This is a genomic window from Candidatus Cloacimonadota bacterium, assembly GCA_020532355.1.
GTDB lineage: Bacteria > Cloacimonadota > Cloacimonadia > Cloacimonadales > Cloacimonadaceae > UBA5456.
The window spans coordinates 1-10777 of the sequence record JAJBBD010000229.1; the positions used below are offsets into that span (position 1 = coordinate 1).

16 protein-coding genes and 2 pseudogenes are annotated in these 10777 nt (G+C 42.0%); 15 read left to right on the forward strand and 3 right to left on the reverse strand.

The genetic code is table 11. The annotated features are described in order from the left end of the window. Window positions 1-457 precede the first annotated feature (457 nt). The 7 genes from LHW48_07750 to LHW48_07780 all read left to right on the forward strand — a co-directional run bounded on the left by LHW48_07750 (window position 458) and on the right by LHW48_07780 (window position 5312). Complete coding sequence (locus LHW48_07750) at window positions 458-1525, forward strand: leucine dehydrogenase (GenBank protein MCB5260350.1); 1068 nt, start codon at window positions 458-460, stop codon at window positions 1523-1525. Window positions 1526-1705: 180 nt separating this feature from the next. Then, on the forward strand, window positions 1706-1978 hold the full coding sequence (locus tag LHW48_07755) for a hypothetical protein (protein ID MCB5260351.1): 273 nt from the start codon (window positions 1706-1708) through the stop codon (window positions 1976-1978). A gap of 165 nt (window positions 1979-2143) precedes the next feature. After that, window positions 2144-2749 carry a hypothetical protein gene (locus LHW48_07760; protein ID MCB5260352.1) on the forward strand — a complete coding sequence of 202 codons (606 nt, stop codon included), beginning with the start codon at window positions 2144-2146 and terminating at the stop codon, window positions 2747-2749. Beyond that, entirely contained in the window at window positions 2736-2933 is a 198-nt protein-coding gene (locus LHW48_07765) for a hypothetical protein (GenBank protein ID MCB5260353.1), read from the forward strand. The genes LHW48_07760 and LHW48_07765 overlap by 14 nt, the downstream gene beginning before the upstream one ends. Before the next feature lie 39 nt (window positions 2934-2972). Further along, complete coding sequence (locus LHW48_07770) at window positions 2973-3767, forward strand: amino acid ABC transporter substrate-binding protein (GenBank protein MCB5260354.1); 795 nt, start codon at window positions 2973-2975, stop codon at window positions 3765-3767. Between the two features lie 81 nt (window positions 3768-3848). Continuing rightward, complete coding sequence (locus tag LHW48_07775) at window positions 3849-4511, forward strand: amino acid ABC transporter permease (GenBank protein ID MCB5260355.1); 663 nt, start codon at window positions 3849-3851, stop codon at window positions 4509-4511. Between the two features lie 21 nt (window positions 4512-4532). Then, a complete protein-coding gene (locus tag LHW48_07780; GenBank protein ID MCB5260356.1) occupies window positions 4533-5312 on the forward strand; it encodes an amino acid ABC transporter ATP-binding protein in 780 nt (259 codons plus the stop codon). A gap of 168 nt (window positions 5313-5480) precedes the next feature. Here LHW48_07780 and LHW48_07785 read toward each other — a convergent pair whose 3' ends face one another. The 3 genes and pseudogenes from LHW48_07785 to LHW48_07795 all read right to left on the reverse strand — a co-directional run bounded on the left by LHW48_07785 (window position 5481) and on the right by LHW48_07795 (window position 6652). Then, the gene (locus tag LHW48_07785) at window positions 5481-5939 is read right to left on the reverse strand and encodes a hypothetical protein (protein ID MCB5260357.1); all 459 of its coding nucleotides are present in this window, start codon (window positions 5937-5939) and stop codon (window positions 5481-5483) included. A 68-nt stretch (window positions 5940-6007) separates the two neighbouring features. Beyond that, the gene (locus LHW48_07790) at window positions 6008-6388 is read right to left on the reverse strand and encodes a carboxymuconolactone decarboxylase family protein (protein MCB5260358.1); all 381 of its coding nucleotides are present in this window, start codon (window positions 6386-6388) and stop codon (window positions 6008-6010) included. Between the two features lie 141 nt (window positions 6389-6529). Beyond that, window positions 6530-6652, reverse strand: a pseudogene (locus LHW48_07795) (transcriptional regulator). Between the two features lie 176 nt (window positions 6653-6828). Here LHW48_07795 and LHW48_07800 point away from each other — a divergent pair. The 8 genes and pseudogenes from LHW48_07800 to LHW48_07835 form a co-directional block, all read left to right on the forward strand. Next, window positions 6829-7746 carry a Fic family protein gene (locus tag LHW48_07800; protein ID MCB5260359.1) on the forward strand — a complete coding sequence of 306 codons (918 nt, stop codon included), beginning with the start codon at window positions 6829-6831 and terminating at the stop codon, window positions 7744-7746. Between the two features lie 111 nt (window positions 7747-7857). After that, a pseudogene (gene msrA, locus LHW48_07805) lies at window positions 7858-8330 on the forward strand (peptide-methionine (S)-S-oxide reductase MsrA). 19 nt (window positions 8331-8349) lie between these two features. Next, the gene (locus LHW48_07810; protein MCB5260360.1) at window positions 8350-8421 is read left to right on the forward strand and encodes a hypothetical protein; all 72 of its coding nucleotides are present in this window, start codon (window positions 8350-8352) and stop codon (window positions 8419-8421) included. Between the two features lie 197 nt (window positions 8422-8618). Next, on the forward strand, window positions 8619-8777 hold the full coding sequence (locus LHW48_07815; protein MCB5260361.1) for a hypothetical protein: 159 nt from the start codon (window positions 8619-8621) through the stop codon (window positions 8775-8777). Window positions 8778-8856: 79 nt separating this feature from the next. Continuing rightward, window positions 8857-9024, forward strand: a complete 168-nt coding sequence (locus LHW48_07820) for a hypothetical protein (protein MCB5260362.1) — start codon at window positions 8857-8859, stop codon at window positions 9022-9024. Beyond that, window positions 9021-9548, forward strand: a complete 528-nt coding sequence (locus tag LHW48_07825; protein ID MCB5260363.1) for an FAD:protein FMN transferase — start codon at window positions 9021-9023, stop codon at window positions 9546-9548. Before LHW48_07820 ends, LHW48_07825 begins: the two co-directional genes overlap by 4 nt. Before the next feature lie 143 nt (window positions 9549-9691). Further along, entirely contained in the window at window positions 9692-9778 is an 87-nt protein-coding gene (locus LHW48_07830) for an FMN-binding protein (GenBank protein ID MCB5260364.1), read from the forward strand. A gap of 385 nt (window positions 9779-10163) precedes the next feature. Further along, on the forward strand, window positions 10164-10777 hold a 614-nt coding region (locus LHW48_07835), incomplete at its 3' end, for a TetR/AcrR family transcriptional regulator (protein MCB5260365.1).

The following is a 10777-nucleotide window of genomic DNA, read 5'->3' on the forward strand; positions in this document are numbered from 1 at the left end:
GAGTATCAGTTTCAATGCTCATTATAAAAAGTTAAACTGCTAAGACTAAAACCTTCAGTACACTGAGGGTTTTATTGTTGGCAACTTTTATCTTTACAAATCAGACACCCTAAAATGAGGGCTACCATGTTATAATTAGCACAACTATTTTGTAAAAAACAAATGTTGAGCGTCGGAATTATTGAAAATATACCCTTACGCCAAGGGGGTACCAGGCTCGATGGTCATCAGAATCACAGCAACAAGGCACGTTGAGACAGTCGTGTTGATGATAAATATAAAAAACAAATAAGCGCCTGAAAAACGGCTTGAATTTAGGGTTTTCCGGCGATTTACCATCTGCCGTAAATGTGTTTTTGGGTGGCGAAAATGCCGGGTAGCCCGCCGTTTGACCAATTACGACCTTATCAATATAATATAAGCTATAGAGAAACCTACATATAAGGAGGGACACTTGATGGAGATATTTAGTAAACTGGAAGAATATGATTACGAACAACTAGTGTTTTGCCAGGATAAAAGCACCAGGTTAAAAGCAATTATTGCTATTCATGATACTACATTAGGGCCGGCGTTAGGCGGAACAAGAATCTACGATTATGAGACTGATGAAGAAGCGATTGAAGATGCGTTAAGATTGGCTAAAGGTATGACATATAAAAATGCGGCTCTGGGATTAAACCTTGGCGGCGGGAAAGCAGTCATTATAGGTGATCCAAAGAAGATAAAAAGCGAAGCATTGTTTAGAGCTTTTGGCAGATTTGTTGAAGGACTAAACGGTAGATACATAACCGGTGAAGATATGAATGTAACACAATCGGACGCTGCATATATTAATTGTGAAACGAGTTATATAGTGGGTTTGGAGACAGGAAGCGGCAATCCTTCGCCGATGACAGCTTATGGAGTATTTAAAGGGATGCAAGCAGCTGTTAATGAAATTTATGGCAGCGATGATTTAAAAGGGAAAATCGTGGCAATTCAAGGATTAGGAGCTGTCGGAAGACTCCTAGCCGAGTTATTGCATGAAGCAGGAGCCAAATTAATTGTAACTACAAGAGATCAAGCAAAAATTGATAAAGCTGTAGCAGAATTAGGCGCAACTGCAGTAGGACTGGATGAAATATACGGAGTAGAATGTGATGTGTTTTCGCCCTGCGCCATAGGTGCTGTAATAAACGACAAAACAATTGAGCAACTAAAATGCAAAATTATTGCCGGTTCGGCTAACAACCAATTAGCCGAGTCAAAACATGGTGATATTCTTGAGGAAAAAGGAATACTTTACGTACCGGATTATGTAATAAACAGCGGCGGTGTTATTAATATAATTGATGATATATCGGGACGAGAATATAACAAAGCAAATGCCATGAAAAACACTGCAAAAATTTATGACGTCTGCAAGAAAGTGTTTGAGTTAGCTAAAAGAGACAACATTCCAACATATAAGGCAGCTGATAAAATGGCTGAAGATAGAATCGCGTCAGTAAGCAAAATCAAAACAATTTTTAATAGAAAATAGTCTTCCGGCATAACACACGTTGAGTGTGCTGTGTTGACAGAATAGATAACACTTTGTTTTTACTAAGCTTGAGGTGATAAGACAGATGTGAATTTTACGCTGTGACGAAAAAAAGATGCTGACAATTTTATTTTTCAACACTATTCTATATATGGAATAGGTCAATAGGAGGAACAAATAATGGGTGCATTGAGAAAAGTGCTCAAAGCAGACCCAACGGATTGGCTACTTGAAAAAAACAACCCTTCCGTACGCTATGCTGCATTAACAAATATTTTAGAAAATCCAGTTGATAATAATGAATTACAAGCTGCCAAACAACAACTCATGGAAACAGGTATCGTGTTCAATATGCTTCAAAGGCAGAGGGAAAGTGATTATGTTCAAGCCTACCCCCGATATTATGCTTATAAGTATAAAGGGCTTGTTTGGTCATTGATTACACTTGCATAATTAGGTGCTGAGGTAACGCCACAAATTAAAGAGCTATGTGAGTACATATTAGAAAATTCTCAAGAGAGGGAGGAAGGAGGCTTTTCTCAGAATACAGCAAAAAAGACAGGCGGTGGTAGGAAAACAGAAGTAATCCCCTGCCTGACCGGAAATATGGTGTGGAGCGTGATACACTTTGGTTATCTCGACGACCCGAGATTGCAAAAAGCTATCGGCTGGATTACCAAGTTTATGCGTTTCAATGATGGTGTAGCTGATGACCCTCAAGTACCGCCATATAATCGGTGGGAAATATGCTGGGGTGCGCACAGCTGCCTTATGGGTGTAGTCAAGGTGCTCAAAGGATTAAGTGCAGTGCCGATAGAAAGACGATCGAAAGAAATAAACGACACAATTCAAAAAGCAACTGAATTTATTTTGATTCACCATATTTATAAACGTAGTCATAATCTAAACCGAAAATCAAAACCTGGTTGGCTCAAATTCGGTTTTCCTTTAATGTATCAGACGGATGTGTTGAAAATATTGGATATCCTGACTGGGATGGGCATTAAAGACAGTCGTATGGATGACGCCATAAGCATAGTTATAGCAAAACAGGACGAAATGGGCAGGTGGAAAGCGGAGAATACCTATAACAGTGACCGTTTATTAGTTCCAATTGTCCAAAAAGACAAGCAGAGCAAATGGATTACCTTTAGGGCTATGAGAGTATTAAAAAGATATAATCAAACGTGTAAATCAGGAGGAATGCATATTGACTCAAATTGAAATGGTTCTACTTGCTTTACTATATGAAGAAGAATATGGCTCTCCTGCCCGTAAAGTATACTTTATTAATGATGGTTTCAGGGAAACTGTACGGGATACAATTAAAAAAGCACTTCACTCTCCCCAGCGTGCAAAAAGCTCGTCAGAGGAAAAGCCTTTCCTTTATCTCGCTAACGTGATATAATGGGAAAGTGTTTTTAGACTGAAATTGGAGGAATGAAAAATGAAGAAATTATTATCTTTGCTTTTTGCACTAACCATGATTCTTGCGTTGGTTGCTTGTGGCAATACGGAAGCTAATCAGTCTCAGGGTGAAAGTGATTTGAGTTATGTTCAGGGAAATGGCAAGCTGATCATTGGTTACACCGATTATGCTCCCATGAATTATACAGATGAAAGTGGCACTTTTACCGGTTTTGACACAGAGCTGGCAACCTTGATCTGTGAGAAGCTTGGTCTTGAGCCTCAATTTGTCGAGATCAACTGGGATACCAAGGAAGTGGAACTGAATGCAAAGTCCATTGACTGTATTTGGAACGGCTTGACAATCGACCCCGAGCGTAAGGAAACTATGGAAATTACCAAGCCATATGTGAAGAATGCGCAGGTGGTTCTGATGAAGGAAGACGCTATATATAATGGTACGGCATCCTTAATAGGCAAGACTGTAGCGGCAGAGCAGGGCTCCGCTGGTGAAGATACCATTAAGGCCGATGATAACCTGAAGCAGGCAAGCTATGTTCCCAAGACCTTGCAGACTGAGTGCTTGATGGAATTGAAATCCGGGACTTCTGACGCGGCTGTGTTAGACTTAACCTTGGCAAATACCATGACTGGTGAAGGCACCAGTTATGCGGATATTATAATTGTAGATTACTTGGGCGAAGAGAATTATGGGGTTGCCTTCCGCAAGGGTTCTGACATTTGTGCAGAAGTGAACAAGATTTTCGACCAACTTGTTGCAGACGGCACCATGGCTACATTGGCTGAAAAGTACGGACTGGATCTGGCTGAATAGGCTTATGGCACATAGAAAATGGAGCGAGGGGCAGAGGACTAAACCTCTGTCCCACCGCTTGTATGTTGAGGTAAGAGAGATATGAATCAGATTCCTGTGATTGTTGGTCGGCTATCGGAGAGCTTTTTGCTCAATTGTAAGCTTTTTGCATTAACGCTTTTGTTCTCACTACCGTTAGGGCTGTTGATTGCTTTTGGATCCATGAGCCGCTTTCGTCCTCTTCGGTGGTTGGTGAGAACATTTGTTTGGATAATCCGAGGAACGCCGTTGATGCTGCAGCTTATCATAATTTTTTTCGGACCGGGTCTACTGGACATGCCTTTTTCCTGGCCAAGTGGTGCATCAGGGCGTTTTGTTGCTGCAACCGTTGCCTTTATTATCAACTATGCCTGTTATTTTTCGGAGATTTATCGAGGCGGTATTGAGAGCATACCGGCGGGCCAATTTGAAGCGGGTCAGGTCCTGGGCATGACAAAGAGACAGATCTTTTTCAATGTAACATTGCTTCAAGTAGTGAAGCGTATCCTTCCGCCAGTTGGTAATGAGGTGATTACCCTAGTGAAGGATACATCTCTTGCACGCATCATTGCAAATAAAGAGATCATTATGATGGCTGGAGAATACAGCAGTAAAGGACTTATTTGGCCCCTCTTTGCCACAGGCATCTATTTCCTTGTCTTTGTGGGGGCGTTAACCTTACTGCTTGATTGGTTAGAAAATAAACTGAGTTATTTCCGTACATAAAAGGAGGGGATTCGATTGGCAATCTTAGAAGTCAAAGATATTGAGAAACATTTCGGAACCCTCAAAGTTTTGCAAAAGATTGATTTTTCCTTGGAAAAAGGAGAGGCAATCGCGATTATAGGTTCTTCCGGAAGCGGAAAGACCACATTGCTGCGGTGCCTTAACTTCCTAGAGCGGCCTGATAAAGGAAGCATCATCGTCAATAATAAGGTGATTTTTGACGCAATGGATCCCGCTACCCAACGGGAAAGTGAAGTGCGGAAAAAGCGCCTGCATTTCGGCTTGGTTTTTCAAAGCTTTAACCTATTTCCTCAATACACAGTCCTAAAAAATGTTACATTGGCAGCAGAGCTGTTGGCCAAAGAACGCCCTAACTTTAAACAGGAGAAAAAAGCTATCTTGAAAGAGATTCAGGATCGGGGCAAAATGCTTCTTTCTCAGGTTGGTCTATCGGATAAGCTGGACTATTATCCCCATATGATATCCGGTGGACAGCAACAGCGCGTAGCCATTGCCCGCGCCCTAGCCCTAGAGCCGGACATTTTGTGTTTTGATGAACCTACTTCTGCCTTAGACCCTGAGCTCACCGGGGAAGTGCTGAAGGTCATTAGGAATTTGGCAGAGCGCAACACTACAATGATCATTGTGACTCATGAGATGGACTTCGCTCGGGATGTGGCAGACCGTGTTATCTTTATGGATGATGGTGTGATTGTCGAACAGGGCTCCCCTCAGGAAGTGTTTGGCAATCCTAAGGAAGAGAGAACTAAGCAGTTTTTAACCCGGTATAAGAAAGATTAAGGCAATACCGAATAAAGCCGGTAAAGCATTGCAGTATATGACTATTACGGAGCGATACAAATGGAACGAAAATTTAGTCAAAAACACGGGCGGAATTATTAACTGAACAAATTCCAAATAGATAATTATCAAAAGGTTGATTGCTGCCGAGAATTAAGCCCGCAGGGTTTATAATCCCATCGCTTTATCAAGCTCGGCTTCTGCCCAGATGCTTGCATTCCGGTAGAAAGGATCCTGATCAGGCGGTGTGATGTCTGCCGGTACTGTGCCAACGGAAGCTACATTTGAAAAAGAGGAATATGAGAATTCCGATTTCCATATTCCGCTGTCTGATTTATAGTTTACTTCACACCATACTATACAATTGTCGTCATCCAAAAATGTTACAACACTTTTGGGAGTATTGCATTTAAGAACATAATATGGATTGCCGTTTTGATGGTGCTGCTGCGAAACAACAAGACCGGCAGGAGTATCCAGATCATCGTCGGTTAACCTGCTTTCATAGTTCGTGCCAAGAGGGACAGGTATTTCTTTCAAAGTTAACGGTTCTGCATAAACAGCAGCAGTCAAAAGCATCCAATTCAAAATAACCATAGCGGCAATTTTTATCAACCTTGACCTCATTTTTTCAATCCTCTACTTCTGACGCTAAATCCTACATATCCTGTAATCTATCAAAACTCTGACTGTCATCAGTATGGCTGCCTCTCTGGTGGACATTCCACATTGCAGCCCATTGTAACGACCACATCTATTGCGGGAAGTTCCTCAAGCAACTTGGGGTGCTGAGTTGTTTCCATATCAATCACATTGTGAGTCCAACAGTCGTCAGCACCCGATGCTTCACGCATAGTGAGTGCGAGGATGTAAGTCGGCTCATCAACTGTGGCTCCGGCTTTCAGGGCCCCCTTAAAGTGTTTCAAAACGCAAGGCTTAGAGCGCCCTTTGATAGACAGGGCAAAGCAGATAAATTGGTAGGTCTTTTCGTCTATCGTATGTTTTGAGGCATAGATTTCATCAATCTTGTCAAGCTTCTCGGCGAATTCCGGGAAAAACTCTGCTAACATTCTCACTTTATTTTCCTCTTTGTTTTTGTAATATTTCTATAATCTCACTAGATTTTAGTACCTTGCCTACAGACACAACCTTTTTGAAGGTGGATAGCATTTGTTCTTTTGCATAAGTCAACCGATCCTTTTTAGTAAGATCCGGTATCAAATGCAGCAATTATTATCCTCTATAACCGTGTTCGGCGTTGTCAGTTCTTTTAGGAGAGCTATAGCATAAGTGCTACCATTTTCACTAATTTTGTAATGTGTCCATTTGCCTTCCTGTCGTCGTAATCGGTAATAGCCGTGATCGTCACTTGTTTCAATGATCAGATATGATAAATCGAATAAAGGATGTGGAAGCCGCCAAACGTCTTCGGAACAATAGCAGTATAAATATCAACATAATATTGATATTATTCCGATGGTGTGGTATACTATAAAAAGGCTGGGGAGGTGAAACGGTGCAATATATCACCGTAAAACAGGCTTCGGAGCGGTGGGGTATATCCGACCGTCGTGTTCGCGTACTTTGCGCGGATAGGCGGATAGAAGGAGTTGTCAAAAAGGGGCGTTCCTATCTCATTCCAGCGAACGCGTTAAAGCCGATTGATGGACGCACTCTGCGCGGCAAGGAGATTCCGGAACAATACGCTACGCTGTTCACCTCCATTGATGAGATGAAGGCGGAGCTTGACCGTCGGCGTCCTCTGACAAGCGGAGAGTTAAAACGCTTGCAGGATGAATTCCTCGTGGAATTTACCTACAACTCAAATGCCATTGAGGGCAACACGCTCACGCTTCAAGAAACCGCACTTGCCTTGGAGGGTGTGACAATTGACAAAAAACCGCTGAAAGACCATCTGGAAGCGGTGGGGCATCGCGACGCGTTCCTTTATGTCGTTTCCCTTGTCAGTGAGAAAGTTCCGATTTCGGAACGGATTATTCGTGAAATCCACTCTCTCGTCCTGATGGACAGACCAGAGGACAAGGGTGTGTACCGGAGGATCCCGGTTAAAATTATGGGCGCATACCACGAGCCGCCGCAGCCTTACCTTGTTCCGGTTCAGATGGAACGGTTGGTTGCAGATCTGTCCCGTGACAACCGGCACACTATAGAAACAGCGGCACTTTTCCACCTGGACTTCGAGGGAATTCATCCGTTCATCGATGGCAACGGACGCACCGGGCGGTTGATATTGAATCTAATGTTGATGCAGGCGGGTTATCCGCCTATCGACGTGAAATTTGCCGACAGAAGAAAATATTATGCCTGTTTCGACAGCTATTATCAGGACAACGACGCGTCCTCGATGGTAAATATGGTCGGAGAGTATGTAAAGGAAAGACTTTCGCAATATTTGAACCTGTTACAGAATTAAAAACAAGGCACTCTACGCGAATTCTGCGCGTAGGGTGCCTTTAACGCTTTTTATCCTTATTCATTTGAATCCTGCGGAAAAATTCGCCGCAGCCTCCACAGATAAGCATATTTGGAAAGCATAGAGGAGATCTATCTGGCGGGGGGCTGTTTTTGGGGAGTCGAAAAATACTTGTCTTTAATCAAAAGAGTCGTAAGCACAAAGGTGGGTTATGCAAATGGAAATACGGAAAATCCCACTTATGAGGAGGTATGCCATACAAACACAGGTCATGCCGAAACAGTAAAAGTTTTATATAAACCGGATGAGGTGAGCCTGGAAGCCATTCGGAATCTCTATTATGAAGCAATTGATCCATTGGCGAAAAATAGACAAGGCAACGATATAGGGACCCAGTACAGGACAGGCATATATTATGTAAATGACGGGACAAAGAGGTTATAGAAAATTCCCTTAAGGAGCTTCAAAAGCATTATGACAAACCGGTCTTAATTGAGACAATGCCGCTTAATAATTACTATACTGCCGAAGAATATCATCAGAAATACCTGGACAGAAATCCGAATGGATACAAACATATCTGAGATTACACAAAAGGCTGGAATGGCTGTAGGGACGTTTGACAAATACTATCCGTCAAAAGAAAAACTCTTCTTGGATATTTTTCTGGAATAAAACGCTAAGCTAAAAAAACGTTGTTTGCAGTCTCTTGATTTAACCCGGAGTCCTTCCCCATTCTAAAGGAATGGTATAATAAAAATGGTTTTGAAAAAATCGAAAAGCATTATCGGGAGGAAAATGGGCTTCAAGCGGTTGATTTTCTATATGATAGCTTCCTGGAACTTGTGAAGGCGTGGCAAGCCCAGGGGAAAATGCGTAAAGACATCGACAGTAAAATGATTATGATGATTTTTGTCGCCATAATCAATGTAGATACACACAAGGAAGAAATCGGACTTGAATATTTCCCACAGCTTTTAGCGCTTATAACGGAGATTGTTATGAAAGGCCTGACGAACTGCTCTGAATAAACCGAGCAGTTTTTTCGGCGGATCAAGTGAATGAATGCGACAATATTCATTCAACACCTGAATCAAAGGAGGATAACCCATGCGGCAAACCACGGTTATCGAGTCTGACAGCTTTTGTATGAATACTGAAATTACATACAAAGCATTTGGTGAAAAAGCAGCACTGGCAGTTAGCGAAGTTAAAGCGGTACTTCTGCGGCTGGAAAACATATTAAGCCGCTTCATGCGAACAGCGATGTCAGTATGATCAATCAGCATGCAGGAAAAGGCTATGTCAGTGACTGCTTAATAAAAACACTTCAAAAGTACGGTGTAGTCTCAGCTTTCATAAACATTGGGGGAAATGTATCCACGCTTGGAAATAAACTCGACGGTTCTTCATGGAGTGTGGGCATCAGGCACCCCAGACACTATGGCTGCCTGATCGGAGCAGTAAAGGTAACCGGCAAAGCAGTAGTCACCTCCGGTGACTATGAGCGATATTTTATTGACAGGGCGGGTAAGCGGCGGCATCACATTCTGGATCCAACCACAGGATATCCTGTAGAATCGGGACTGATAAGCGTTACCGTGGTTGCAGACAGTGCTATGATTGCTGATGCGTTGTCAACTGCAATATTTGTGGCGGGCATAGATAAGGGAATTAGATACCTAGCTCAGTTTCCCGGGGTTGATGTTGTCCTGGTTGACAATCGTCAACAGGTTTTTATTACTCAAGGCTTAAAAGAAATTTATCAAGCGGTTGAGGGAATAAATACGATCATGATATGAAAGGAGCAAAGAACGATGAGTAAAACTGACAAGAGAAAGGGGAGAAGAAAAATGTGGATAAAGAAGGAAAGCCGGCGAAACTGACAGGTGGTCAAAGTATTGCGGATTTATTTGGAGACGCAATTAAATAGCAGACACTTCAAGTGGATGTAATAAGCGGTGCCACACTTACCTACAAAACACATCTTAAGGCTCTTGAAAATGCTTTGGAGCAGGCACAAGTGAAATAACTATGCTGTGCGAAATGTTTGGGAAGGAGTAATTTGAGAGTTCTTGTGATTCATGGAAGTAATCATAAACCAGAAACTGATCGTCCGATGTTGTCGTATTTGAATGGAGGTAAAATTGCACCTATCATTGACGCAGGAAATTCAGCAGACATGTTGATGAATTTTAAAGATGCTGGCATATGTAAGAACACTTGAGATAATAAAGAAAATAAGGGGTTTTGAAATAGAGCAGTTAACGGGGATAATCAGATCGATTATCCTGAAGGCGTAATCGCAAGAACCGTCCCCTTGATTTGAGTTGACATGGATAAAGAATTATCTTATAATTAATATACCGACCGTCGGTATGTTGCATTATGGGTAATACTAAAGGAGGATTTTCAATATGTCTGATATTGTAACAAGTCATAACAGGAAGCATGAATTCATGATGACCGCCTTCGAGCTGTTTTATAAAAAAGGGTATGAGAATACAACGATAAAGGATATTATAGATGAATTAGGATTAACAAAGGGAGCATTCTATCACTATTTTGAATCCAAGGAGGATGTGATTGTAGCAATTGCCAGGGACTTTACGGACAGGGTTGTCCAGATAATCAAGAAAATTTTTGCGCGGACTAACCTGTCTGCTGTGGAAAAAATGAATATGGCATTTGAAGCTATTAACGAATACAAGATAAAAGAAGGAGAATGGCGGCACAAATTTAAAGCTTCCATTGAAAGTGAAGAAAACCTGAAACTGCAGCGAAAAATCACAATTTTTTTGAAGCAGGAAGTTGCCGGGTTATATGAAGAGCTAATTGATGCAGGGGCAAGGGAGGGCATTTTTGGAGACCCTGTTAATCCAAGGCAGTTGGCCGAGTTTTTTCTCAATACAATTTTTAGCCTGCATACTTCGGTATATGAGCTGGAAAAACAGTTGTACGACGACAGGGATGAGCTCGATTACCAGGGATTTCTCAGACTGTTGGATGAAAAAGTAAGGTTTTATGAAAC